21 protein-coding genes and 1 pseudogene are annotated in these 25,914 nt (G+C 29.7%); 13 read left to right on the top strand and 9 right to left on the bottom strand.

The genetic code is table 11. The features are described from left to right. A pseudogene (locus tag AC2D6T_RS10805) lies at nucleotides 1-140 on the top strand (IS30 family transposase); the annotation flags it as partial. 107 nt (nucleotides 141-247) lie between these two features. Here the strand turns inward: AC2D6T_RS10805 and AC2D6T_RS10800 are convergent. After that, on the bottom strand, nucleotides 248-1,723 hold the full coding sequence (locus AC2D6T_RS10800) for a S41 family peptidase (RefSeq protein WP_484681498.1): 1,476 nt from the start codon (nucleotides 1,721-1,723) through the stop codon (nucleotides 248-250). Nucleotides 1,724-1,888: 165 nt separating this feature from the next. Between AC2D6T_RS10800 and AC2D6T_RS10795 the strand changes: the two genes are divergently transcribed. The 5 genes from AC2D6T_RS10795 to AC2D6T_RS10775 all read left to right on the top strand — a co-directional run bounded on the left by AC2D6T_RS10795 (nucleotide 1,889) and on the right by AC2D6T_RS10775 (nucleotide 6,563). Next, complete coding sequence (locus AC2D6T_RS10795) at nucleotides 1,889-2,398, top strand: RNA polymerase sigma factor (RefSeq protein WP_298946747.1); 510 nt, start codon at nucleotides 1,889-1,891, stop codon at nucleotides 2,396-2,398. Continuing rightward, nucleotides 2,385-2,819, top strand: a complete 435-nt coding sequence (locus AC2D6T_RS10790) for a hypothetical protein (RefSeq protein ID WP_298946748.1) — start codon at nucleotides 2,385-2,387, stop codon at nucleotides 2,817-2,819. The genes AC2D6T_RS10795 and AC2D6T_RS10790 overlap by 14 nt, the downstream gene beginning before the upstream one ends. A 41-nt stretch (nucleotides 2,820-2,860) precedes the next feature. Continuing rightward, complete coding sequence (locus AC2D6T_RS10785) at nucleotides 2,861-3,379, top strand: DUF4252 domain-containing protein (RefSeq protein WP_438988405.1); 519 nt, start codon at nucleotides 2,861-2,863, stop codon at nucleotides 3,377-3,379. A 41-nt stretch (nucleotides 3,380-3,420) separates the two neighbouring features. Further along, a complete protein-coding gene (locus AC2D6T_RS10780) occupies nucleotides 3,421-3,966 on the top strand; it encodes a DUF4252 domain-containing protein (protein WP_484681497.1) in 546 nt (181 codons plus the stop codon). A 152-nt stretch (nucleotides 3,967-4,118) separates the two neighbouring features. Beyond that, a complete protein-coding gene (locus AC2D6T_RS10775; RefSeq protein ID WP_484681496.1) occupies nucleotides 4,119-6,563 on the top strand; it encodes a M1 family aminopeptidase in 2,445 nt (814 codons plus the stop codon). A 200-nt stretch (nucleotides 6,564-6,763) separates the two neighbouring features. Here AC2D6T_RS10775 and AC2D6T_RS10770 read toward each other — a convergent pair whose 3' ends face one another. Continuing rightward, a complete protein-coding gene (locus AC2D6T_RS10770; RefSeq protein WP_484681495.1) occupies nucleotides 6,764-7,123 on the bottom strand; it encodes a helix-turn-helix domain-containing protein in 360 nt (119 codons plus the stop codon). 347 nt (nucleotides 7,124-7,470) lie between these two features. Between AC2D6T_RS10770 and AC2D6T_RS10765 the strand changes: the two genes are divergently transcribed. The 5 genes from AC2D6T_RS10765 (at nucleotide 7,471) to AC2D6T_RS10745 (ending at nucleotide 12,411) form a co-directional block, all read left to right on the top strand. After that, nucleotides 7,471-8,529, top strand: a complete 1,059-nt coding sequence (locus tag AC2D6T_RS10765; protein ID WP_484681494.1) for a M14 family zinc carboxypeptidase — start codon at nucleotides 7,471-7,473, stop codon at nucleotides 8,527-8,529. A gap of 76 nt (nucleotides 8,530-8,605) precedes the next feature. Then, complete coding sequence (locus tag AC2D6T_RS10760) at nucleotides 8,606-9,085, top strand: Lrp/AsnC family transcriptional regulator (protein WP_298946756.1); 480 nt, start codon at nucleotides 8,606-8,608, stop codon at nucleotides 9,083-9,085. A gap of 115 nt (nucleotides 9,086-9,200) precedes the next feature. Then, a complete protein-coding gene (locus AC2D6T_RS10755) occupies nucleotides 9,201-11,189 on the top strand; it encodes an alpha-ketoacid dehydrogenase subunit alpha/beta (protein ID WP_484681493.1) in 1,989 nt (662 codons plus the stop codon). Nucleotides 11,190-11,221: 32 nt separating this feature from the next. After that, entirely contained in the window at nucleotides 11,222-12,226 is a 1,005-nt protein-coding gene (locus tag AC2D6T_RS10750; RefSeq protein WP_484681492.1) for an NADP-dependent oxidoreductase, read from the top strand. Next, nucleotides 12,226-12,411, top strand: a complete 186-nt coding sequence (locus AC2D6T_RS10745) for a CPXCG motif-containing cysteine-rich protein (protein WP_484681491.1) — start codon at nucleotides 12,226-12,228, stop codon at nucleotides 12,409-12,411. Before AC2D6T_RS10750 ends, AC2D6T_RS10745 begins: the two co-directional genes overlap by 1 nt. A gap of 209 nt (nucleotides 12,412-12,620) precedes the next feature. Here the strand turns inward: AC2D6T_RS10745 and AC2D6T_RS10740 are convergent, their stop codons facing one another. From AC2D6T_RS10740 to dnaB, 7 genes are all read right to left on the bottom strand, one after another. Continuing rightward, nucleotides 12,621-13,328 carry a pseudouridine synthase gene (locus tag AC2D6T_RS10740; protein WP_484681490.1) on the bottom strand — a complete coding sequence of 236 codons (708 nt, stop codon included), beginning with the start codon at nucleotides 13,326-13,328 and terminating at the stop codon, nucleotides 12,621-12,623. Between the two features lie 577 nt (nucleotides 13,329-13,905). After that, nucleotides 13,906-15,216, bottom strand: a complete 1,311-nt coding sequence (locus AC2D6T_RS10735; protein WP_484681489.1) for an MFS transporter — start codon at nucleotides 15,214-15,216, stop codon at nucleotides 13,906-13,908. 15 nt (nucleotides 15,217-15,231) lie between these two features. Further along, entirely contained in the window at nucleotides 15,232-16,125 is an 894-nt protein-coding gene (locus tag AC2D6T_RS10730; RefSeq protein WP_438988412.1) for an EamA family transporter, read from the bottom strand. Between the two features lie 238 nt (nucleotides 16,126-16,363). Then, nucleotides 16,364-17,494, bottom strand: coding sequence for an N-acetyl-alpha-D-glucosaminyl L-malate synthase BshA (gene bshA, locus AC2D6T_RS10725; protein WP_484681488.1), 1,131 nt, complete (start codon nucleotides 17,492-17,494; stop codon nucleotides 16,364-16,366). A gap of 197 nt (nucleotides 17,495-17,691) precedes the next feature. Continuing rightward, nucleotides 17,692-18,537 (bottom strand): transketolase, encoded by an 846-nt coding sequence (locus tag AC2D6T_RS10720; RefSeq protein ID WP_438988414.1) that lies wholly within the window; start codon nucleotides 18,535-18,537, stop codon nucleotides 17,692-17,694. Nucleotides 18,538-18,785: 248 nt separating this feature from the next. Continuing rightward, entirely contained in the window at nucleotides 18,786-19,970 is a 1,185-nt protein-coding gene (locus tag AC2D6T_RS10715; RefSeq protein WP_484681501.1) for an asparagine synthetase B, read from the bottom strand. Nucleotides 19,971-20,117: 147 nt separating this feature from the next. Beyond that, nucleotides 20,118-21,644, bottom strand: coding sequence for a replicative DNA helicase (dnaB, locus tag AC2D6T_RS10710; protein WP_484681487.1), 1,527 nt, complete (start codon nucleotides 21,642-21,644; stop codon nucleotides 20,118-20,120). 138 nt (nucleotides 21,645-21,782) lie between these two features. Between dnaB and AC2D6T_RS10705 the strand changes: the two genes are divergently transcribed. Both AC2D6T_RS10705 and AC2D6T_RS10700 read left to right on the top strand, forming a co-directional pair. Then, the gene (locus tag AC2D6T_RS10705; protein ID WP_484681486.1) at nucleotides 21,783-22,853 is read left to right on the top strand and encodes a DUF3810 domain-containing protein; all 1,071 of its coding nucleotides are present in this window, start codon (nucleotides 21,783-21,785) and stop codon (nucleotides 22,851-22,853) included. A 97-nt stretch (nucleotides 22,854-22,950) separates the two neighbouring features. Then, nucleotides 22,951-25,914 (top strand): amidohydrolase family protein, encoded by a 2,964-nt coding sequence (locus AC2D6T_RS10700; RefSeq protein ID WP_484681485.1) that lies wholly within the window; start codon nucleotides 22,951-22,953, stop codon nucleotides 25,912-25,914.

Here is a 25,914-nt window from a genome sequence, read left to right as displayed (position 1 = left end):
AGAAAACAGACTTAAATAAAATCTCTAATCAAAGAATTAAACAAGTAGAATTATCAATTAATAACAGACCTATTAGAAAATTCAATTATCTTAGTCCTATTGAAACTCTAAATAATAAGTTTGTTGCACTTATGAGTTGAACTCAGCATTTTTAAAAATCTTATTGATAAAAATGATGCAAGTTCAAAAGGTAAAATAAGTTTGAGAAAAACAACTTTTACCTAGATTTTTACATTTAAAAAAGTGATTATTTTTTAAAATTTTCTACGTACATTTCTTGACTAAAAGGCTGCATTATTTTAGAGTCTAACATAGGTTTTTCTTCAAAAGAAAAAGAAGATTTACCTAATAAATATTTTCCTCCTGTTGTTATAAATGTAATTGTCCTATCTAACAATGGATCAGATTTTTCACCTAAAACGCCTAAATTAATTGTATCGTCATCTCTACCAAAATCTTCAGCTAACTCAATATTTGGTATATAACCATTTGGATTATTTTCTCCATTTGCATTTTTAATTTCTAACACAATTGGCTGTATTGCATAAGTATGATTTGGGTTTAAATTTAAACCATTTCTTCTGTAATTATCAGAGTCATATATTGTGATAGAACCTACTTGTTTCCCCACAGTTTTTGTTCCAACTAAGTTTACATCAATATATGCACTCATTCCATTAATTACAAGTTCAGATGCTGAAGCAGTATCATCAGTAACAATAAAATAAATTTTTTGTAATGATAAACTATTAATTGGTTCGTTCAATATAATAGTACCATTGTTATCTGTATTTACAATTTGGTCTGTAAAGTTATTTAGAAAAAGTGCTGGGTTAGTGGCTTTCATAACTTTTTCATTCCAAAACTCTTGTGAGAATAGTTTTCCTGTATTTGTTCCGTTTATCATGCTTGCTAAATAGGTTGCAGTTCTTACACTTCCACCACCATTATATCGTAAATCAATAATTAAATCGGTAATATTTTCTGATTGAAAAGTTGCAAAAGCGGCATTTAATTGAGCATCAAATGAACTCGCAAACTGATTGTACAAAAGATAACCAATTTTATTTGTGCCTTCATTAAAAGTTTTTGTGATCGCTACAGGGTTTTCTTGAAATTCTTCTTTTGTTAAATTAATTGTAGTTCCATTTACTGTTGGATTTCCTGCATTAAAATCGGCTAAATTTACTGTATAACTTGTATTTGTGCCAAACAACAAAGTTCTAAAGTTTGTAGTAGTAATTTGTGTTCCATCTATTCCATTAAAAACCATACCTCTTAAAACCCCTTTGTTTTCTGCATCAGAACCAGGAACTACATAATAAACAACGCCATATACATTTGTATCATTACCTTTATATGTGTATAATTTAAATTCCATTCCGTTTGTTAATCTAATTCCTTGAAAAGAGTTTTCTAATTCCACATAATCATCTACAATCCAAGAAAAACGATCTACAACATCAGGTTGAAATCTAACAGCTTGAAATATATCTTCTGGTGTATTAAAGCTTGAAGTAAAATTATTTAATTCACGTTGATTTGAAAAACGTGTATCTGCCAAATCAGGCACATCACTTTGCCAGTAATAAGAGGCATTCATACCTTTCCAAACAAAGTCGTTAATTTCAATATCTAAAGGAATATTTTCAACTTTTTCAGAACAATTAAAAAAAAGTAAAAAGCTAAATATTAGTGTAATAATTTTAAATATATTTTTCATTTTTGAACATTTATTTTAATTGTAATATAACGCAATTTAAAGAATTTTAGTATTATTTTTAAATTCTATTGTAACAAAAAAAATACTTGTTCGTCGTAATTATGTAAACCCCTTAAAAAGTTGGTAACATAAAAGAGGTTTACAAAAAAAATCAACCCTATAATAATGAAACAGTCAGACTTTTTAAAAGTTGTTTTACCATTTAAAGATAAAGTTTTTAGGTTAGCAAAAAGACTTTTAGTTTCTAAAGAAGAAGCTGAAGATGCAACCCAAGAGTTATTTTTTAAATTGTGGAAAAGCAAAGAAAAAATAGCTGATTATAAAAATGTTGAGGCGTTTGCTATGACGATGACTAAAAATTATTGTTACGATAGATTAAAATCTAAACAAGCAAGTAACTTAACATTAGTACATAGTAATTATAAAGAAAAGGATGCGTCTTTAGATAAAAAGGTAGAATATAGAGATAGTGTAAATCAAGTACATCAATTGATAGAAAACCTACCTGAGCAACAAAAAATAATTATTCAACTAAGAGATATAGAAGAATATGATTTTGATGAAATCTGTAAAATGGTAGATATGAAACCCACAGCAGTTAGAGTAGCATTGTCTAGAGCAAGAAAAACTATTAGAGAAGAATTAATAAAAAAACATAACTATGGAGTTAGCTAACATAGAAAAATTAGTAGAAAAGTATTTAGATGCTACTACTACTTTGCAAGAAGAGGCCACCTTAAAACATTATTTTACAGAAGGTAATGTTGCACCACATTTGCAAGAGTATGCATACTTATTTAACTACTTTGCAATTGTAGAAAATGAAAAATTTACAAAAACCATAAAGTTAGAACCTAAGAAATCTAAAAAGAAAAACTTAAAATGGTGGTCTGCAGCAGCCTCTATTGCATTGCTAATTAGTGTATTTATTGGGCAACAACAATATAAAGAATACCAACAAAGAAAAGAAGCTGAAAGAATTTACGCTCAAGTAAGTAAAGGTTTAAAACTATTGTCTACCAACTTAAAAAAAGGAGAGCAAGCTGTAGCAAATTTATACACTTACGAAAACACCGTAAATAAATTATTAAAATAAAAACCAAGTAAAAATAGTAAAACCAAGTAAAAACAGAAATTATGAAAAAATTAATAGTATTATTAGCTTTCATTGTTACACCAATGGCAACAAGTGCACAATCTTTTTTTGATAGTTTAGAAAACACAGATGGCGTAGATATGGTTCTAGTAACCAAAGATATGTTTGAAATACTATCTAAATTTAATCCTAAAAAACTACAAGACAGTAAAGAAATAAAAGTGTTTGAAATGATAAACGATCTAAAGGAATTTAGAATGTTCTCATCAGACAATAAAGACATTGCCAATAAAATGGAAAAAATGGCTAACACAGCTATAAAAAAGAATAAGCTTACAGAGTTAATGCGTATTAAAGAAGACGATTCTCGTGTAAAAATTTATGTAAAAGCTACAAAAAACAAAGATTATGTTAGCGAAGTTTTAATGTTTATTAAAGGCGTTAACAAACAAACAAATGGTATGGCAGAAGCAATGATTGTCTCCTTAACAGGTACTATAGACATTAATAAAATGTCTGATTTAGCAGATACCTTTATAAATAACGAAAAATCTAACTAGAACTTTTAAAGTTATTTTTAACACTAAAAAACACAAATAAAATGAAAAATATATCTAAAATACTTTCTATATTAACTTTAGTTTTATTGATAACTTCTTGTAAAAACGATAAATCTTTACAAAGTTATTTATTAGAAACAAGTACTAAAGAAGGTTTTATGACTGGAGATTTACCCGTAAGCTCAGTAATTACTGCAAAAGCAGATGTTTCTAATGATGTAAAAGAAACAATTAAAAGTATTAAAAAAATTAACGTTGTCTATTTGCCAAAAACCGCAGAAAATGAAGCTCAGTATTTATCAGAAAAAAAAACTTTACAAAACATCTTTAAAGATAATAAAGAATACAAAAATCTAATGTCTATGAAAGCAAAAGAGATGAATGTAAAAATTTATTATTCTGGTGATACCGATTCTATAAACGAAGTAATTGCTTTTGGTTTTAGTGATCAAAAAGGGGTAGGAGTTGCAAGGTTATTAGGAGAAAATATGAATCCTGCAAAAATAATAGAAACGATAAAGGGTATGGATTTTAATGAAAATAGTTCATCTTTAAAACAGTTTTCTAAAATGTTTAAAAAGAATTAAAAAAGAAATTCAATCAACCGAAAAAGCCTTAATTGTAAAAAATAATTAAGGCTTTTTTACAATTAATTGGGTATATTTTTTGAATTTAACTGCTCATTAACATCAACTATTTCTATAATTATTACTTTTGAACTTTCAAGAAATTATAATTTATGAAGTTTAAAATTTGTTTTTTAATTCTGTTTTTAGGGATTACAACAATTGGTATATCGCAAAATACCAATAAATACAAAGCAGAAAGAGAGAAAACACACAGCTTAATTCATACCAAATTAAAGGTAGATTTTAATTTTGATAAAAAAGAGCTAAATGGAGAAGCATGGATAACTGCTAAACCTTATTTTTATGACTCGAGTACTTTTGTATTAGATGCAAAAGCAATGTTGATTCATACGATTACACTTCAAAATAAAAAGTTAGATTATCATTATGATGGATATCAAATCACTATAAATCTACATAAAAAATATACCAAAGAGGAAACTTTTACAGTTTACATCAACTATACTGCAAGACCAGAAAAAGTAAAAGAAAAGGGGAGTGATGCCATTACTGCTGCCAAAGGCTTGTATTTTATAAATGCTTCTGGAATAGATAAAAACAAACCAACACAAATTTGGACACAAGGTGAAACAGAAGGAAGCAGTTGCTGGTTTCCAACGATAGATGCTCCAAATCAAAAAACAACTCAAGAAATTTACATTACAGTTCCTAATAAATATGTAACACTTTCTAATGGCGAATTGGTGAATCAAACAAAAAATGGAGCAAACAGAACAGATTACTGGAAATTAGATCAAAAACATGCGCCTTATTTGTTCTTTTTAGGTGTTGGCGAATTTGAAATAATAAAAGATACATATAAAAACATACCTGTAAATTATTATGTAGAAAAAGAATACGCGCCTTATGCAAAACAAATTTTTGGTAATACACCCAAAATGATGCAATTTTTCTCAGAAAAATTAGGGGTAGAATTCCCTTGGAACAAATACAGCCAAATAGTAGTTAGAGACTATGTTTCTGGTGCTATGGAAAACACTACAGCAGTAGTCCATGGAGAACAAGCTTACCAAAAACCAGGGCAATTAATAGATGAAAATAAACATGAAAATACCATTGCTCATGAGCTTTTTCATCATTGGTTTGGTAATTTAGTTACTTCAGAAAGTTGGAGTAATCTGACTTTAAATGAATCATTTGCAAATTATAGCGAGTATTTATGGTTAGAATATAAATATGGTAAAGAAGCTGCAGCAATGCATTTGTATGATAACAATCTCCTGTATTTAAATGGGCAAGAATCAGATAAAAAGCTAGTTCGTTTTAATTATGATGATAAAGAAGATCTATTTGACTTAGTAAGTTATAATAAAGGAGGTGCCATTTTGCACATGCTTAGAAATTATGTAGGTGATGAGGCCTTTTTTACAGTGCTAAAAGCTTATTTAACCGAATACAAATATCAATCAGCAGAAGTACATCAATTACGTTTGATCTTTGAGAAAATTACGGGTAAAGATTTAAATTGGTTTTTTAACCAATGGTATTATGGTGCCAATCACCCTACAATTAGTGTTTCTTACGATTATAATTTAATTAGAAAAACAGTTACTGTAAACATTTACCAACAACAGATAGAAAAGTTCCAATTTCCTTTAACTATAGATATTTTTGAAGGCAATAAAAGAAGAAGACAAACTGTTTTTATAGAAAATAACGATGCCTCTTTTACCTTCAGCTACAATAAACAACCTACGCTAATACAAGTAAATGCAGATGGTGTTTTATTGTGCGAAATCAATGAGAATAAGGTTGTAAGTGATTATATTTTTCAGCTAAAAAATGCTGAAAATTACGGGCATAGAAGAGAAGCTTTGTTAGAAGTAGCAAAAAAACAAGATGACAAAGATGCTTTTAAAGCAGTTGTTTCAGCTATGGATGATTCTTCTTATAAAATTAGAGTATTAGCATTAGAAAATGTAGATTTAATAAATAAATTTTCTAAAAAAGATGCGATTAGAAAAATTATACAAATGGCAAAACAAGACAATAAAACACTTGTGCAAGCTGCTGCTATAGAAACTTTGGGCAAATTAACAGATCCAGAATTAAAGCAAATTTTTGTAAAGGGTTTAGAAAGTAAATCGTTTGCTGTGTTGGGTAAATCTTTAGTAGCTATGTATTATGTTGATCAAAATTTGGCTATAAAAAAATCTAAAGAATTGCCAGATGAAGTTAGAAAAATACTAGCAAACCCATTAACAAAAATATTTATAGAAGCTAATGACGAATCTGAATTGGCGTTTATAGCTAAAAACATAATTTCTGGCATGTATTTATCAGGAAACAGTACGAACAAGGTACTGTACGAAAAAGCATTTAATAGAGTTTCTAAAAGCAATAATATAAAGGCGATTAAAAACTTATTAGATGATATGGCTGCTAAAGGAATTCAGTATAAAAAATTCAATTTTAACAAGGTGATGATTAATTTAATGCGCTCTATGGTTTTAGAACAAGAAAAGAGTAGTAATTCTAATAAAGATAGAAATATTGCCATTATTAAAGCTGCAATGGCATCACTGATAGAGTAAAATTATTAAAGAATTATACTCTCTATTTTATATTATAAATTAGATATTGATATATAAATTAAATTCATTATATCTTTTTCATTGATTTTATTAGGAGTGTGTTGGTTCGTGTAAATTATTTAAGAATGAAAAAAATTGTGTCAAGAACAATTTTACTTCGAGTTTTTATAACACAAATAAACCACAAGTACCGTTAATTATTATTTCAAATATTCATCAAAAGTTCCATCTGCATAAAAAACAACAATACGTTGTATTTTTTTTCCTGATGAGATATTAGAGTTATTAAATAAAGGTGGAGTAGGAGCTGTAGGTTGTGTTTTAGAAACTTGTTTTTTAGGAAAAACACCTGTGCCATTTAATAACCAATGGATATCAACATCTATAAATTCTGTAGTTACTTTTAAAATAAAATCTAAACTAGGTTTATTTCTGCCAGATAAAATATGAGAGATGCTAGAACGCTGCACACCTACTTTATCTGCAAACATAGAAGCAGAAAGTTGATGATAATCCATAATCTTTTTTAGTCTTTCTGTAAAATCACTACTGTTTATCATTGTAAAACGCTATTGTATTACAAATGTAAAACTATTGATTTTAATGGCAAAGTTAAATTTTAAATTAAAATAAAAAAGGATATATATAATTAAATCTAAACTTTAAATAAAATACATAAAAACATAAAATTAAATACTTTAAGTTTTATATATAATTTTTTTCTATTGTATAAATTATTGAAATTATGTAGGAAAACCAGGTGTTTACATGTTGTTTACAGAAGTTAATTTTAAGAGCAAATTACCTGTTCACATTTGTAACATTTTTAAAATTTACAATTGTAACTTTTTAGTTTGATTACAAATGTGATTGGTTTATTTTTACAAAATATTATTGCACCTTTACTATGAGCTTACTATCTATAGAATTTTTAGAAACTATTTTTACAGAACAAAAAGAATCATCACTTTTTGGAAAATGGATTCGTTTTGAAGACATCCTAAATTTATTTGAAAAATATCAAAGTCTTTTTGAGGTTAAACAAATAGGTACTTCAGAACAAGAAAGACCAATTTATCAACTTAAAATAGGTTCTGGAGAAAAGAAAATATTATTATGGTCTCAAATGCATGGTAATGAAAGTACAGGAACCAGAGCTTTGTTTGATTTATTCAATTGTTTTTTAAATATAAAAAGTAATAATTTACAGTCTATTTTAAAAGAATGCACCTTGGTTTTTATCCCTATGCTAAATCCTGACGGCGCAGAAGTTTATACAAGAGTTAATGGAAACAACATAGACTTAAATAGAGATGCAGTAGATAGAAAAGCAAAAGAAAGTAAATTGTTACGTACTATTTTAGAAGGTTTTAATCCTGAATTTTGTTTCAATTTACATGATCAAAGAACCATTTTTAATGTAGAAAATACCAATAACCCAGCTACCATCTCTTTTTTAGCACCTTCAGAAGAGGAAACTAGAATGCTTACAAAAGGTAGAATAGCCACAATGAATGTTATTGTAGCTATGAATACAATGTTGCAAAATATTATTCCCAATTGTGTTGGTAGGTATACAGATGAGTTTTACCCAACCGCAACAGGAGATAATTTTCAAAAATTAGGGTACAATACTATTTTGATAGAATCTGGTCATTTTCCAAATGATTATGTAAGAGAAGAAAGTAGAAAATATACTTTTTTCTCGATTTTACAAGGCTTGTATTACATTGCAAAAACATCAGAATTTAAAACTTACAAAACCTATTTTAACATTCCTAATAACGATAAAGTATTTTATGATGTCATTCATAGGTACCCAAATTCAGAAAATGATGTTGCTTACCAATATCAAAATGAAATTATAGACAATAAACTGATTGCTAAATTGGTAAAAGTTGATGAAAAATTGAAAAAAACCAATATTGGGCATCACGAAATCGTTTTCGAAAAGGATTTTTTTTAAATATTTCTCATTTTTATTCTTGTTTAGTTAAATTTAATTCATAGATTTGCTGCAATAATTGAATAATATATAAATTATGAAAAAATTCATCTTAGACGAAATAGACCATCAGATCTTAGATATTTTAATTGAGAATGCAAGAACACCTTTTACAGACATCGCAAAACAGTTGTTAGTATCTGCAGGAACTATACATGTTCGTGTAAAAAAAATGGAAGATGAAGGCATTATACAAGGCTCTACATTAACACTTAATTACGAAAAAATGGGGTATTCTTTTATAGCGCATGTAGGTGTTTTTTTAGAAAAAACTTCTATGACGCAAAGTGTAATTGAAAACTTAAGACAAATACCAAACGTAACAGTAGCCTATGTTACAGCAGGAAAATATAATATTTTTTGTAAAGTAAGAGCAAAAAGCACTAACGATGCTAAAGATATCATTTATAAAATAGATGATGTACCAGGTGTTAATAGAACAGAAACCATGATTGCTTTAGAAGAAAGTATTAACGATAAGAAAAGAATGATGCATGCAATTTTTAAAGAGCTGTAAATAATTTTCTTTCTTAAAGTATTCAAAAATCCTTACCATTTCAAATGATAAGGATTTTTTTATAGATTCTATTTTTAAATTATTAAGTTTGTTTAGGTTGCAATATCAATAATTTATGTCTGATAAAATTAAATTTATCGCAAGATCTATTTCTAAAGAGCTATTACTAAACTTATACAAAAGTTTACTAAAGCCACGCTTAATAGAAGAGAAAATGCTGATTCTATTAAGACAGGGTAAAATATCTAAATGGTTTTCTGGTATTGGGCAAGAAGCCATTGCTGTGGGCGTAACTAAAGCTTTGCGTGATGATGAGTATATTTTACCAATGCACAGAAATTTAGGAGTTTTTACAAGTAGAAATATTCCTTTGGATCGCTTGTTTTCTCAATGGCAAGGTAAATTAAATGGCTATACAAAGGGTAGAGATAGAAGCTTTCATTTTGGGACACAAAATCATCACATTGTTGGTATGATTTCTCATTTAGGTCCACAAATGGGAGTTGCAGACGGAATTGCATTGGCAAATAAACTTAAAAACAACAACAAAGTTTGCGCTGTTTTTACAGGTGAAGGTGGTACAAGTGAAGGCGATTTTCATGAAGCTTTAAACGTTGCTTCTGTCTGGAGTTTACCTGTTTTATTTTGTATAGAAAACAATGGTTACGGCTTATCTACACCTACTTCAGAGCAATTTAATTGCAAAAATATTGCAGATAAAGGCATTGGTTATGGTATAGAGAGTCATATTATTAATGGTAATAATATTTTGGAAATCTACTCTAAAATCAGTGAAATTGCAAAGAGTATTCGCAAAAAACCAAGACCTGTTTTAATTGAATTTAAAACGTTTAGAATGCGTGGCCATGAGGAAGCAAGTGGAACTAAATATGTGCCTCAAGAAATATTAGATTTTTGGGTAAGTAAAGATCCTGTAGAAAATTTTCAAGAGTTTTTAAAAGATGAAAAAATACTAACTGACGAAATTGAAGTTACTTTTAAAGAAGATATTGTAAAAGAAATCAATATAGGTTTAGAAAAAGCCTATGCAGAAGAAAAGATTACACCCAATTTAGAAACTGAATTGAATGATGTGTATCAACAACATCAAACAGCAAAAATACAAGCTTCAGAAAAAACCAACAATATTCGTTTTGTAGATGCAATCTCTCAAGGTTTATCACATTCTATGGAAAAACATGATGATTTGGTAATTATGGGACAAGATGTTGCTGATTATGGAGGTGTTTTTAAAATCACAGATGGCTTTGCAGAAAAATTCGGTAAAGAACGAGTTAGAAATACACCTATTTGCGAATCTGCTATTGTTTCTGCAGCTTATGGTTTATCAGTAAATGGTATGAAAGCTGTGGTAGAAATGCAATTTGCAGACTTTGTTTCTTCAGGCTTTAATCCCATTATAAATTTATTGGCAAAATCGCATTATAGATGGAATCAAAACGCAGACGTAGTTATAAGAATGCCTTGTGGAGCAGGAGTAGGAGCTGGTCCTTTTCATAGCCAAACCAATGAGGCTTGGTTTACAAAAACTCCAGGTTTAAAAGTTGTGTATCCAGCATTTCCTCAAGATGCTAAAGGTTTACTAATCGCTGCAATTAACGATCCAAATCCAGTACTTTTTTTCGAACATAAAGCATTATACAGGTCTGTTTATCAAGATGTTTCTGAAAATTATTTTACAACAGAACTTGGGAAAGCTGCAACAATAAAATCAGGAAAAGACATCACCATTATTAGTTATGGAGCTGCTGTACATTGGGTTTTAGAAGCTTTAGACAAAAACCCAGAAATTTCTGCAGATGTTATTGATCTTAGAACGTTGCAACCTTTAGATACAGCAACAATTTATAAATCAGTTAAAAAAACAAACAAAGCCTTAATTGTACAAGAAGATTCACTTTTTGGTGGCATTGCAAGTGATATTTCTGCACTAATTAATGAAAACTGTTTTGAGTTTTTAGATGCGCCTGTTAAAAGGGTGGCAAGTTTAGAAACGCCTATTCCTTTTGATGCAAATTTAGAGCAACAATATTTAGGAAAAAGTCAATTAGAAAAAGCTATTTTATCAGTTTTAAACTATTAAAATACTTATTTTTATAGCACACAAATCATACTATGAATAATAAACAAATCATCTTAAAAAATAGACCCAAAGGTTTCCCAGACAAAAATACTTGGCAATTAGAAGAAAACAAGATTCCTGAGTTAGAAGAGGGCGAAATATTAATACAGCATCATTACATCTCTTTAGACCCTGCCATGCGTGGTTGGATGAATGACACAAAATCATACATTCCACCTATAGCATTAGAACAAGTAATGCGTGCAGGAGCTATTGGTAAAGTCATCAAAAATAACAACAATCCAAATTTTGATATTGGAGATTGTGTTACAAGTTGGGGTGGTGTGCAACAATATTCGGTTTCTAATGGAGATGGTTGGTTTAAAGTTGATGAGAAATTAGCTACTATGCCAATGTATTTAGGCACTTTAGGTATGCCAGGTATGACAGCCTATTTTGGCATTTTAGAAGTTGGTAAAATAAAAGAAGGAGATATTGTGTTGGTTTCTGGTGCAGCAGGTGCTGTAGGTTCTATAGTTGGTCAAATTGCAAAAATTAAAGGCTGTACAGTAATTGGTATTGCTGGTGGACAAGAAAAATGCAATTATATTAAAAACGAATTAGGTTTTGATGAAGCTATCGATTATAAATCAGAAAATATTTATTCTGCCTTAAAAAAGAAATGCCCAAAAGGAATTGATAAGTATTTTGATAATGTTGGTGGCGTTATTTTAGATGCTGCATTGTCAAAATTAAGAATGCATGCAAAAGTGGTTATTTGTGGTGCCATTTCGCAATATAACAACAAACATAAAATTAACGGTCCAAGTAATTATTTATCACTTTTGGTAACACGTTCTACCATGCAAGGAATGGTGGTTATGGATTATAGCAAAGATTTTGGAAAAGCAGCCAAAGAAATGAATACTTGGTTACAAGCAGGCACATTAAAATCTAGGGAAGATATTTACGAGGGAATTGAAAACTTTAGAGAAACCTACAACAGACTTTTCACAGGAGAAAAAAACGGTAAATTAGTTTTAAAAGTAATAGAGTAGTGGAGCAAGAACATTTTTTTCAATGCCCATATTGTTGGGAAGAAATTTCGATGATTTTAGATAGCAGCGTAAGACAGCAAACCTATATAGAAGATTGCGAAGTTTGTTGCAACCCCATAGAAATTACTCCCACTTTTGAAGCTGGAGAAATAATTGCCTTTGAATCTAGATCTATAGAACAATAATTTTTTTTAGAAGCTACTTCCTGCTTTCAGCACTCGCTTTTTTTAGTTTTGTTCTCGTTACAAATCCCGATAAAATCGGGATTCACTCGAACAGACAACTAAAAAAGAGCTCAAACAGATGCTTCAATCAGGGCTAAACTTGTTTGTTAGCTTTATTTCTAATAGTAAAAATATTGCTGTATTAATAAGGTTTTTTGCAAATTACTGCATTATATTTCCAAAGGATTTTCCCAATAAAAATGTTCAAAAATCGTTATCCAATCTTTAGGGAAATCTGCTTTTAATTGTAGTTTTTCTGTAGTAAAAGGATGCGTAAACTCAAGTTTGCCAGCATGTAAAAACAAATTTTTACAATTAAAATTTTCTGTAAACATTAGATCATGATTTTTATCACCATATTTTGCATCACCAATTAAAGGGTGACTAATTTTATTAGCATGTACTCTTAATTGATGCATTCTACCTGTTTTTGGCTTTAATTCCACCAAACTGTAACGAGAAGTATCATAAGGTTTTACAGGAATGTCTAAGGTAACGTTTGCTAATGTTTTTAGGTGTGTTAGTGCATCTTTATGTACGTTTGCATCCCGTCCTTTTACTGGCGAATCTATTATTTTTATTTCTGGAGCAAAACCACGCACCACACCAAAATATGTTTTTTGTATTGTGTTATTGGTAAACATCTCTTGAAATTTGGCGACAAAACTCTTGTTCTTTGCCAATAAAATAATACCAGACGTTTTTCTATCTAATCTGTGTATAGGATAGGTTTTTATTCCTTTTTCAGTCTCAATCTGTTGTAAAAGCGAAGTTTCATCAGCAACATTTCTAGAATGAAAAGCGTGATGCACTAACATATTATTGGGTTTGCTAACGCATAAGATGTATTCATCTTCAAAAATAACAGCTACATTCATTTTTGTTTTTTAGAACTCAAAAATAGTATTTAATTTGTTGAAAGCGCATTTTAAATATATTTTAAAATATTTGATACATACTAATAATGGTAATTGAACTACTACTAAGTATGCAAGTATATGAAAAGCTATAATGAAGAGGCAATACAGGTTTCAATCTTCAAAAAAAATAGTGATTATAAAATCATATTATAAGGTTATCACTCAAAAACAATGCTGTTTATAGTTTCTATTTTTAAAAGTTTATTATTATACAAAAAACGATGGGTTATTGTATTCTATTTATAATCTCAAAAAAATCTATTTAACATAATATAAATTATAGTACAAAAAGTAAAAGGTTTATAAAATTTAGTGTTTAAAGTAATTTTAACTAATATCACTTAAAAGACTTTTAGACTTATACCTATAAATAGAATAATAAACCAATTTATAGATTATGTAAGGTACTTAGTTATTTGTCATTTTAACTGGCAATAAAGAAATTAAATTTAGAAGTTGTTTTAGCATTGTCTATTTTTGGTTTGTTGGGTGGTTTTACCAGTTACAAACTAACAAATATTAAAAGGCAATTTTGTTAATATATTTTTGAAGGTTTTTCAACTTTAAAAGAACCAAAACTTAAAAAGACTAAAAAACCAATTAACAAATAAGAAATATAACTATAACTGCCTAGTTTTGTAAAACAATAACTCATCAAACTTGGGGCTAAAGCACTTGCAATCACTAAAAAACTCATAACTTTCCCTGTAATTTCACCTAAGTATTTTCTACCGAAATAATGAGGCCACGAAACAGCGTTTACCACTGCAAAAAAGCCACTATAAAAGCCTAAACCAATTATTAATAAATAAATTCCGAAATTGGCACCAAGGTTTAATAAACCAAATGCAGCTAAAAAACCACTACAAAGCATCGCAAATAAATAGAATTTATGGGCTATATAATCACTTAAAACATTGGCAATTGTAGAAATACAAATGGCAATAATAGAAATGGGTAAAAATATCGAAATAGCATCGTTTTTTGTGTATTGAAAACTTTCAAAAATAGACACTACATGAAATGTGAAGCCTGTAATAAAAAAGCTGTTAAATGCTAGAGCCATTCCAAACATCCAAAAAGTGCGTGTTTTTTTTGCTTCTTTTAGCGTAAAATTTATTTCTGTGGGTATTTGCGTTTTCTTATTTTTTTGATGACTTTTAATTCCATCGGGTATCAATCCAAAATCTTCTGGTTTATTTCTATAGAATTGTAAAATAAAAAAACAAAAAATAAATAGCGAACATGCTAAAATTTGCCAACTTAGCTCCCATCCATTATGATCTATTAAATAATTAATTAAAATTGGTGAGCTAGAAAATCCTAAAGAAATGGTTATACTGCTTATAGAATTTATTTTACCTCTATTGCTATCAAACCAAATCATTACCATATTTCTAGAAGCCATTGTTAATACGCCTTGACCAAAAAAACGAATTAAAAAAAACAGAAAACAAAGTAGTAAGAAGGGTACAACCCAAGAATTGGTGGTAAATAAATCTTTTATAAAACCACTAATAATTTCTGAAAACGAGAATATAAATAAAGATACACCTAAAGAAAAAGCTGCAAAAACAGCAACAAATCTGGCACCAAATAAATCGAATAATTTACCAGCTTTTGTTACAAAAAAGGCGCTTATTAAAGTTCCAACCATATATGCATTACTAAACTGATTTCTATTTAAACCTAAAGAATCTTTTACAGGGTCTGTAAATACAGAAACTCCAACTGTTTGACCAGGAATGCTAAATAAAACACCAATACTACCAAAAAGCACAATGGCATAACCATAAAAAAAAGGAAACTTTTTAGGACGTATAAAAGAAAACTTATTAGGATTCATCAATTATTATAGTTGTTATCTTCTTTTTCTTGAGGTTATAAAGTATACACCAGTTAATAATATAACTGATGCTATTATAGACTGAGTACTTAATTTTTCATCTAAAAAATACCAACCCATAAAAAGTGCAATTACAGGATTTACATAAGCAGATGTTGCCACTTTTTCTGTAGATACTACTTTTAAAAGGTAATTAAATGCTGTAAAAGCTACTATACCTCCTAAAGAGATTAACAAAAACATAGAGATTTGTACGTTCGTACTCCATTGTAAAGGTGATGTCCATGTTTCTTGAAAAAGTAAACTTAGTATTGCCAAAACCACACCAGCAATAGCCATTTGATAACCAGTGCTTACCAAAGAGTTTTTAATTAAAACTGCTTTTGAAACAAAAACACTACCATAACTCCACCCTAAAACACAACCCATCATAACTAGAATTCCTAAAAGAGTATTCTCTGAAGTTACTAACTCTTGCTGACTGATGAGTAAATACATACCAAAAATACCCAAACAAACCCCAATAATAGATTTTTTCTGCATGGGTTTTTGATCTAAAATTCGTAGTATTAGCAAAACAAAAAGAGGTTGTGTAGAAGCAATTAAGGCTGCAAAACCACTATCTACAAATTGTAAAGCCCAAACAAATACACTGTTACCTAATATTAAAAAGAACAAAGAAGCTATTGCTGTATTTTTTAGTTCTTTTTTAGTAATTTTTAAAGAAGCCTTTAATATTTTAGCTAAAGTTAGCATTAATATACCTGCCGTAGAAAAACGTATAGATGCCAAAAAAAAGGGGGGCAATTCTGTAACTGCAACTTTATTAAATAAATAAGTAGAGCCCCAAATAATATAAATAGATAAAAATGCTATAATTATAAAAACTTGGGTTTTTGTTAAGTTCATTTTCTAAAATTGAAGTTGCAAAATTACTATTAAAAATAAATGTACACTCATTAATATCAAATTTAAATGCAGCCAAATAATTGTTTATTTTTAAAAAAAATCAAATTCTAAGTTCAAGCAATAAGTGCAACAGATAAATATAAATATATGAATTTAAAAACCGTATTATAAATACATATTAAACTTTCTATTTTACTATTTTTTTAAAAATACTTGTATAATATTGCAAGCGTTTATGTTATTTAGCTAAATAACAAGATTTGTATAAATCTTCATAAACTGGTAAAATATTTTCTAAAGAGAATTTTCTAGTGTGGTCTTTGGCATTTTGTTTAAAACTTTGCAAAGTACTATCGTCTTTTAAAATTGATATGGCATTTTTAGCCATATCATCTATATCACCTAAATTGCTTAAAAAACCTGTTTTACCTTGTATATTAACTTCTGGTAATCCACCTGTATTGGTAGAAATTATAGCCGTTTTGGCAGCCATTGCTTCTAAAGCTGCCAAACCAAAACTTTCTGTTTGCGATGGTAGTAAAAATACATCTGAGTAACAAAGTATTTTCGGTACTTCTGTACTGTTTCCTAAGAAAAAAACAGCATCAGAGAGTTTTAAATCTTTAACAAGTTGTTTTGCTTTAATTTTATCTGGCCCCTCCCCGATCATTAAAAGTTTAGAAGGTATTTCTTTATGTACTTTATCAAAAATCCGTATTACATCTTCTACCCTTTTTACAGGTCTAAAATTACTAATATGTGTTAGAATTCTCTCATTTGGTGCAGCTAAAGCAACTCTTTTACACTCTTCTTGATTGTCTTGGTTATATTTATTGGTATCTATAAAGTTGTAAACAACGTCTATTTTTTTTGTAATGTTAAATAGTTTGTTAGTCGTTTCTCTTAGACTATTAGATACAGCGGTAACTACATCAGAATTATTAATACTAAATTCTACAGCAGTTTTATAAGTTGGATGACTACCCACTAAAGTAATGTCTGTACCATGCAAAGTAGTAACTACTCTTACATCTAATCCTTTTTCTTTTAACATTTGCTTTGCCATATATGCGGCATATGCATGAGGAATTGCATAATGTACATGTAAAACTTCTAAATTAAATTTTCTAACAACTTCTACCATTTTACTAGACAAAGCTAACTCATAGGGTTGGTATTGAAACAGTGGATATTCTTCTAATAAAACTTGATGAAAGTGTAATTTATGTGATAAAAAATCTAAACGAACAGGTTGATTATAGGTTATAAAATGAACTTCGTGACCTTTATCTGCCAAAGCCATACCAAGTTCTGTTGCCATAACTCCGCTACCACCAAAGGTTGGATAACATACGATACCTATTCTCATATTTTTTATTGAAGGTTTATAATTTACTAAGTGTAAATATAAAGCTAATCTTACAGTTCAAATCAAAATAAAAGCATAAAAAAAGCTTTTCAAATAAATGAAAAGCTCTTTAATTTTATAAATTCTGAAATAAATTTAGAATTAGTGCAACTTACGATTTTAAATATGTTCTGCGAACTTTTTAAAAACGAGTTTCACTAATAATCTCCTAATGTTACAGGGTTTTGAGCCAAAGCATTTTCTAATTGTTCATCATTAGGTGCTTTACCATGCCAAGCATGGGTATGCATCATAAAATCTACACCATTCCCCATTTCTGTATGCAATAAAATACAAACTGGCTTTCCTTTTCCTGTTAATGATTTTGCTTCTTCTAAACCGGTTAAAATAGCTTCAATATCGTTTCCTTTTTCAATGTCTAAAACATTCCAACCAAAAGCTTCAAATTTTGCTCTAATGCTTCCCATTGGTAAAACTTCGTCTGTAGCACCATCAATTTGTTTTCCATTTAAATCTATAGTTGCAATTAAATTATCTACTTTTTTTGCAGAGGCATACATAATTGCTTCCCAGTTTTGCCCTTCTTGCAACTCACCATCTCCATGTAAGGTGTACACTAATTTATTATCTCCATTTAATTTTTTAGCTGCAGCTGCACCTAAAGCAACAGACATTCCTTGACCTAAAGAACCAGAAGCAATTCTTACTCCAGGTAAACCTTCATGCGTAGTTGGATGTCCTTGTAAACGAGAATCTATCAATCTAAATGTAGCTAATTCTTCTACTGGAAAGAAACCACTGTGTGCCAAAACACTATAAAAGACAGGAGATATATGTCCGTTTGAAAGAAAAAATAAATCTTCATTTTCACCATTCATGGTAAAATCTGTAGAATACTCCATAACTTCTTGGTACAAGCAAGTAAAAAATTCTGCACAGCCTAATGATCCTCCTGGATGCCCAGAGTTTACTTTGTGTACCATTCTTAAAATATCTCTACGTACTTGTTGTGTAAAGTCTTGTAATTGTTGTGTTGTTGACATTTTGTTATTTAATTTATACTGACAAAAATACAAAAGTGAATGAAACTGAAATGTATTTCTAAAGTATTTATTGAAGATTTATCAACAGTTTTATTTTTTATTTGTAAATGGTGTTTTTAAACACAACATATTTCGACGTTTTATTGGGCTTGTTTAAGCGTTAGGGATTGAAATGGAAATCCTTTTGCCTTTTTTTTAGGCAAAAGATTGCAAAGAAAAGCCCGTTAGAAAGCCTAAATAAAATTAAATTAAGTTTTCTGCTTTTTCTTTTTGGCTGCAGGAAATAAAACGTTGTTTAAAATTAAGCGATAACCAGGTGACGTTGGATGTAAATCTAACTCTGTTTTTGGGTCTCCTACTCTATGTGTATAATCTTCTGGATCATGCCCCCCATAAAACGTAAACATGCCTTTTCCTTTCGTGCCATGTATGTAACGTGCTTCTCTATTTACTTTGTTTTCGCCTAAAACTAATACATTACTTTTTACGGTATTTCTCTCAAAAGAGGTGGTTTGCCCCATAAAGCCTTTTACCAAAACTGTATGGTTTTGGGTTAACATGGTAGGTACAGGATCCCATTTTGCAGAAAATTCTACCAAATTAAAATAGTCTGATGTTTTTGGTATTTTACGTTTTCGAGTCATATCAATTGATGAAAACTCGTAGGTTGTTGGGTTTTTAATTAAACTAAAGTTTTTAAAAGCAAAGGTTTTATTATAGTTGATTTTAGATTGATAATTTGGTGTAGACGCATCTCCATCAAACATAGCCTCTGCAATATCTACGCCTTCTGCAGATAAGGCAATATCAAAACTGTCTGTAGCAGAGCACATGGCAAACATAAAACCACCACCCACAACATAATCTCTTATTTTTTTTGCAACTGCTAATTTTTCTTCAGATACTTTACGGTAGCCTAATTTTGTGGCTAGTTTTTCTGCTATTTGTTTGCTTTCTATATACCAAGGTGCAGTTCTAAAAGAGCCGTAAAAACGCCCATATTGTCCTGTAAAATCTTCATGATGCAGGTGTAACCATTCGTATAACAACAATTTATCTTCTAAAACTTCTTTGTCGTAAACTACATCAAAAGGAATTTCTGCATAGGTTAATACCATGGTTACAGCATCATCCCAAGGCATTTTGTCTTTTGGTGAATACACCGCAATTTTTGGTGCTTTTTCTAAGGTTACGGCATCTTGATTAGAAGATGGTGAAGCTATTTCTTGTAATATTAATTGCGATTTTGCATCAGAAATTATTTGATACGAAACGCCTCTAATTTTACATTCGTTTTCTATAAGTTTATTGTTTTCAATTAAAAAAGCGCCTCCATCATAGTTTAACAACCATTTAGATTTTAAGCCTGCTTCTAATGAGTAGTAGACAATTCCGTAAGCTTTTAAATGGTTTTTTTGATTATCATTACTCATAGGAACATAAATAAAAGATGCCCAAATTGAGTTTGAAATTAATAGAAATGTAAGTATTGTTAAGCGTTTTTTCATATCAAAAACTAAAATACACAATTCCTATAAAGCAATTGTGTATTTCTATAATTTTATAATTTATTTAATATTCTAGAAAGGAACATCTGTATCCTCATCACCAAAAGCATCTTTGGGATCTACACCGCCTTCTCCTGCAAAAGGATCATCAGGAAAATCTGCATTCATAGAAGATTGAAACTCTGAACTGAAACCTTCTTCTAAATCTGAGAATTTTGCTAAATGTCCAGTAAATTTCAAACGAATATTATCCAAACCACCATTTCTGTGTTTTGCCACAATAAATTCTCCTTGTCCTTCACATGGTGTATGTTCATCATCATCCCATTCTGTCATTCCATAATATTCTGGTCTAAAAATAAAGCTTACAATATCTGCATCTTGCTCAATGGCACCAGATTCACGTAAGTCAGACAGTAAAGGTCTTTTACTTCCTCCACGTGTTTCTACAGCACGTGATAATTGAGAAAGTGCAATAACTGGTATAGATAATTCTTTTGCCAAAGCTTTTAAGTTTCTAGAAATGGTAGAAATTTCTTGCTCTCTATTTCCTCCACTTTTTCCATTACCACCAGCTGTCATTAGTTGTAAATAGTCAATTACAATAATTCTTACATTGTGTTGCGATACCAAACGTCTTGCTTTTGCTCGTAAATCGAAAATAGAAAGTGATGGGGTATCATCTATAAAAATAGGTGCATCAGACAAACGTTTTACTTTTACGTTTAATTGCTCCCATTCATGTGGTTCTAAATTTCCTTTTCTTAATTTTTCTGAAGTCAATCCAGTTTCTGAAGAAATCATCCTGGTTATTAACTGTACAGAAGACATCTCTAGTGAAAAAACGGCTACAGCATGATTAAAGTCGATGGCCATATTTTTTGCCATTGATATTACAAAGGCAGTTTTACCCATACCTGGTCTTGCTGCAATGATAATTAAATCGGAAGGTTGCCAACCAGAAGTAAGTGCATCTAGTTTAGTAAAACCTGTTGCCAAACCAGACATTCCTTCTTGATTTCCAATTTCTTGAATTTTCTTTAAAGCTTGTTTTACTAAAGAACCTGCATCTTCTGAACTCTTTTTTAAGTTTCCTTGAGTAACTTCAAATAATTTTCCTTCTGCTTCATCTAACAAATCAAAAACGTCTGTAGACTCGTCATAAGAGCTTTCTATAATTTCTGATGAAATGGAGATTAATTTACGCTGAATGTATTTCTGTAAAATAATTCTTGCATGAAATTCGATGTGTGCAGAAGAGGCTACTTTTTGTGTTAAACGAATCAAGTAGAAATCGCCACCAACCATTTCTAATTTACCGTTTTTCTTTAATAAATTAGAAACTGTAAGTAAATCTATGGGTTGCGAATTTTGGAATAATTCATAAATAACAGCATATATCTCTTGATGTTTTACATCATAAAAAGCATCTGAATGTAAAATATCTATGACATCATCAATACCTTTTTTATCAATCATCATAGCCCCTAAAACAGCTTCTTCTAATTCTACTGCTTGTGGTGGAATTTTACCTTTCTCGAGGCTTATAATTCTACTTTTATCTATTTTTTTTTGGGTGATTGCATTCGTTTTCTCCATGGTCACAAATGTACTTTTTTACTTGGTTAGATGTCTATTTTTTAAAACTTTTATTTGTACACAAATATTGTAAACTAAATTGTTATTATCTTGTTAATAACCAATCAACTTATAAATTGATTTGTTATTTTTACGCAAATGAAAATTCAAAAAAAACATCTTCTTTTAACTGTCTTTCTTCCTGTTCAGATTTTTTTAGTGCAGTTAGCGTCTAAAAATCCTGAGTTTATAGAAACCTATTATTCTAATGGAATTTATCCTTATATCTCCTCTTTTTTTAGAATACTTTTGGGTTGGATTCCTTTTTCTGTAGGTGATGTTTTAATCGCTTTCCTCCTATTTATATTTGTGCGCGCTTTGTATTTATTGATAAAAAATCGTTTTAAAAATTTTCTGCACAAATTTATTTATTTTACAGCAATTTTATCAATAATTTATGGTTGTTTCTATCTGTTTTGGGGCTTAAATTATTACAGAAAACCTTTGACTGATAACTTAGAATATCAACAAAAAAAATATACAACAGCACAGCTAAAAAAAGTTACAGTAACCATTGTAAAAAAACTGAATGATTATCATTTTAAAATCACAAAAAATGACACTGTAAAAGTGACCAATCCATATCAACAAAAGGAAATGTATGCAATGGCTGTTTTGGGTTATAAAAACTTAGAAACAGAGTTTCCGCAGTTAAAATACCATCACAAATCTGTAAAAAGCTCTTTAATGAGTTTGTTGCAAACCTATAATGGCACTTCTGGTTATTTAAATCCGTTAACGGGAGAAGCACAAGTAAATGATAGAGTTCCAAAAACAAGCTACCCAACAACTATTTGTCATGAAATGGCACATCAAATTGGTTATGCAGCAGAAAACGAAGCTAATTTTGTGGGTTTTTTAGCTGCTAATTATAATGATAATATATATTTTAAATATGCAAGCTACAGAATGGCGTTTGCCTATTGCATTTCTGAAGTTAGAAAACGAAATCCTGATTTATCTAAAGATCTTTGGAGTACAGTAAATAAAGGAATTTCTAAAGATTTTAGAGCGAGTTATCTCTTTTGGCAAGCTTACAAAAATCCGTTTGAACCCATTGTAAAAAAAGGCTACAATGCTTATTTAAAAGCCAATAAACAAGAAAAAGGAATCGAGTCTTATAACTATGTTGTGGATTTATTGATTTCTTATTTCGAGAAACTTCCATAAGCACATAATTATTAAATTTATGTTAAAATAAATTGTTTTAACAGCTATCAAAAAGCATATCAATAAATTTATAGCTAATTCAAATAATACTGACTATATGAAAAAACTATTTTTCTTACTCTTTTTCTTGTCGTTTGTAATCGTGTATGCACAAGATTATTTCCCTACAGATTCTGGAGTAAAAACAACAGAAACCACTTTAGTTGCGCTTACCAATGCAACTATTTATGTAACACCCCAAAAGGTAATTAAAAAAGGAACTCTACTAATTGAAAACGGAAAAGTTATTGGCGTTGGTAGATCCGTAAAAATTCCGACAGGAACTGAAACGATCGATGTATCTGGTAAAACCATTTATCCTTCTTTTATTGATATTTATTCTGATTTTGGAATAAAAAAACCAAAAAGAGCCTCTGGAAATTCTAGAGTTACACAATATGATGCGTCTAGAGAAGGCTATTATTGGAACGACCATATTAGACCAGATGTAAACCCGTTAAAAGATTTTTCTTTTGATACTAAAAAAGCAAAATCTCTAATAAGTGCTGGTTTTGGTGTAGTAAATACACACATGCCAGATGGTATTATTCGTGGAAATGGATTGCTAATTGCTTTAAATCCGAATGCTACAGATGCCTACAGAATTTTAGATACTAAATCTGCTCAGTATTTATCATTTTCTAAAAGTGTTACTTCTAGACAAGCCTATCCAAGTTCAAGAATGGGGGCTATGGCTTTATTAAGACAAGTATACTTAGATGCAGATTGGTATGCAAAAGGAAACATGAAAAACAATGATTTAGCTTTAAAAGCATTAAATGAAAATAAAGATTTGATTCAAATTTTTGAAACCAACAATCATTTAGATGCCATAAGAGCAGATAAAGTGGGTGACGAATTTGGAATTCAGTATACAATTGTTGGTAGTGGTGATGAATACGAAAGAATAAATGACATCAAATCTACAAATGCAAACTTTATCATTCCTATCAATTTTAGCAATGCTTATGATGTTTCTAATCCGCTTTTAGCGCAACAAATTTCTTTAAGAGATATGCGTAAGTGGAATCAAGAACCTTCTAACTTAAAGGCTTTAGCAGAAAATGGAGTTAATTTTGCTTTAACTACGCACTCTTTAAAATCTGTAAAATCTTTTCATAAAAACTTACAAAAAGCTATTAAATATGGTTTTGATAAAGAAAAAGCATTAGAAGCTTTAACTACCATTCCTGCAACAATTATTGGTAACAATGCTATTGGTAATTTAAAAGAAGGTAGTTATGCCAATTTTATTATTACATCTGGAGATATTTTTGATGCCAAAACTACCTTATATGAAAATTGGGTTCAAGGTGATAAAAATGTAATAAATGACATGAATATTCCTGATATTACAGGAAGTTACATGTTATATGTTAACAATAAAAATTACGATTTAACCATTTCTGGTAAAGGTGCTAAACAATCTGGAAGCATTAAATTAAGTGATAAAAAAATAAAATCTAAATTTTCTTTTAAAGATGATTGGATTGAAATCACTTTAAACGAAGAAAATGGCTACACAAGAATGATTGGAAAAATCATTAATGCTGCCAATGCAATGCAAGGTACTGCTTTTGACATTTTAGGAAACGAAACTTCTTGGTCTGCAAGTAAAGTAGTTAAGAAAGATGCTAAAAAGAAGAAAAGCATTAAAAAATCTAAAAAAGATGACATTGTTGTAATGCCTGTAAGCTATCCTAATATGGGCTTTGGTAATTACGTACAACCTAAACAAGAAACACTTTTAATTAAAAATGTAACTGTTTGGACAAGTGAAGATGCTGGGATTTTAGAAAATACAGATGTACTTTTAAAAAATGGTAAAATTGCAGAAATTGGCAAAAATCTAAGAGCAAGAGGTGCCAAAGAAATTGATGGAACAGGCAAACACTTAACTGCTGGTATTGTAGATGAGCATTCTCATATTGCAACATCTGCTGTTAATGAAGGAGCACAAAACTCGTCTGCAGAAGTAACTATAGAAGATGTTGTAGATCCTACAGACATTAATATTTATAGAAATCTTTCTGGAGGAACAACTACTGCTCAAATTTTACATGGTTCTGCAAATCCTATTGGTGGGCGTTCTGCAATCATCAAACTAAAATGGGGAGAAAATGCAGAAAACATGATTTACGATAACACACCTAAGTTCATCAAATTTGCTTTGGGAGAAAATGTAAAACAATCTCGTTACCAAAATGGTGTTCGTTTTCCGCAAACAAGAATGGGTGTAGAACAAGTTTTTACAGATTATTTTACAAGAGCTAAAGAATACGATGCTTTAAAGAAAAGTGGAAAACCATATAGAAAAGACATCGAAATGGAAACATTGTCTGAAATTTTGAATAAAGAACGTTTTATTTCTTGTCACTCTTATGTTCAGTCAGAAATTAATATGTTAATGAAAGTTGCAGAAAAATTTGATTTTAATGTAAATACATTTACACATATTTTAGAAGGTTACAAAGTAGCAGATAAAATGAAAGAACATGGTGTTGGTGGCTCTACTTTTTCTGATTGGTGGGCGTATAAATACGAAGTAAATGATGCTATACCTTACAATGCTGCAATTATGCACAATGCTGGGGTTACAGTGGCTATTAATTCTGATGACAGAGAAATGTCTAGACGATTAAATCAAGAAGCAGCAAAAACAATTAAATATGGTGGTATGACAGAATTAGAAGCTTGGAAAATGGTTACCATTAATCCTGCAAAACTGTTACATATAGATGATAGAGTTGGTAGTATTAAAAAAGGGAAAGATGCAGATATTGTATTATGGAGTCATCACCCAATGTCTATTTATGCAAAAGCAGAAAAAACAATTGTAGATGGTAAAATCTATTTTGATATCGAATTAGATAAAAATAAAAGAGCTGCAATTAAACAAGAAAAAAGTAAGTTGATTAAAATGATGTTGGATGAAAAAATGGGTGGTGGAAAAACCAAAGTACCTATGAAAAGAGGAGATAGAAACTTTCAATGTGATACTTTAGAAGAAACTAAAAGCTAA

The sequence above is a fragment of the Polaribacter sp. YIW18 genome (genome assembly GCF_057219325.1).
The sequence above is the reverse complement of the archived record's forward strand: the minus strand, read 5'-3'. Positions and strand labels throughout refer to the sequence as shown.

What these genes read in the sequence shown, in the direction of transcription:
- AC2D6T_RS10715 (WP_484681501.1), bottom strand. Translation starts at nt 19,970, where the DNA reads ATGAGTAATGATAATCAAAAAAACCATTTAAAAGCTTACGGAATTGTC.
- AC2D6T_RS10750 (WP_484681492.1), top strand. Translation starts at nt 11,222, where the DNA reads ATGAATAATAAACAAATCATCTTAAAAAATAGACCCAAAGGTTTCCCA.
- AC2D6T_RS10800 (WP_484681498.1), bottom strand. Translation starts at nt 1,723, where the DNA reads ATGAAAAATATATTTAAAATTATTACACTAATATTTAGCTTTTTACTT.
- AC2D6T_RS10730 (WP_438988412.1), bottom strand. Translation starts at nt 16,125, where the DNA reads ATGAACTTAACAAAAACCCAAGTTTTTATAATTATAGCATTTTTATCT.
- AC2D6T_RS10760 (WP_298946756.1), top strand. Translation starts at nt 8,606, where the DNA reads ATGAAAAAATTCATCTTAGACGAAATAGACCATCAGATCTTAGATATT.
- AC2D6T_RS10735 (WP_484681489.1), bottom strand. Translation starts at nt 15,216, where the DNA reads ATGAATCCTAATAAGTTTTCTTTTATACGTCCTAAAAAGTTTCCTTTT.
- AC2D6T_RS10775 (WP_484681496.1), top strand. Translation starts at nt 4,119, where the DNA reads ATGAAGTTTAAAATTTGTTTTTTAATTCTGTTTTTAGGGATTACAACA.
- AC2D6T_RS10795 (WP_298946747.1), top strand. Translation starts at nt 1,889, where the DNA reads ATGAAACAGTCAGACTTTTTAAAAGTTGTTTTACCATTTAAAGATAAA.
- AC2D6T_RS10780 (WP_484681497.1), top strand. Translation starts at nt 3,421, where the DNA reads ATGAAAAATATATCTAAAATACTTTCTATATTAACTTTAGTTTTATTG.
- AC2D6T_RS10790 (WP_298946748.1), top strand. Translation starts at nt 2,385, where the DNA reads ATGGAGTTAGCTAACATAGAAAAATTAGTAGAAAAGTATTTAGATGCT.
- dnaB (WP_484681487.1), bottom strand. Translation starts at nt 21,644, where the DNA reads ATGGAGAAAACGAATGCAATCACCCAAAAAAAAATAGATAAAAGTAGA.
- AC2D6T_RS10705 (WP_484681486.1), top strand. Translation starts at nt 21,783, where the DNA reads ATGAAAATTCAAAAAAAACATCTTCTTTTAACTGTCTTTCTTCCTGTT.
- AC2D6T_RS10740 (WP_484681490.1), bottom strand. Translation starts at nt 13,328, where the DNA reads ATGAATGTAGCTGTTATTTTTGAAGATGAATACATCTTATGCGTTAGC.
- AC2D6T_RS10770 (WP_484681495.1), bottom strand. Translation starts at nt 7,123, where the DNA reads ATGATAAACAGTAGTGATTTTACAGAAAGACTAAAAAAGATTATGGAT.
- AC2D6T_RS10765 (WP_484681494.1), top strand. Translation starts at nt 7,471, where the DNA reads ATGAGCTTACTATCTATAGAATTTTTAGAAACTATTTTTACAGAACAA.
- AC2D6T_RS10785 (WP_438988405.1), top strand. Translation starts at nt 2,861, where the DNA reads ATGAAAAAATTAATAGTATTATTAGCTTTCATTGTTACACCAATGGCA.
- AC2D6T_RS10720 (WP_438988414.1), bottom strand. Translation starts at nt 18,537, where the DNA reads ATGTCAACAACACAACAATTACAAGACTTTACACAACAAGTACGTAGA.
- AC2D6T_RS10700 (WP_484681485.1), top strand. Translation starts at nt 22,951, where the DNA reads ATGAAAAAACTATTTTTCTTACTCTTTTTCTTGTCGTTTGTAATCGTG.
- bshA (WP_484681488.1), bottom strand. Translation starts at nt 17,494, where the DNA reads ATGAGAATAGGTATCGTATGTTATCCAACCTTTGGTGGTAGCGGAGTT.
- AC2D6T_RS10755 (WP_484681493.1), top strand. Translation starts at nt 9,201, where the DNA reads ATGTCTGATAAAATTAAATTTATCGCAAGATCTATTTCTAAAGAGCTA.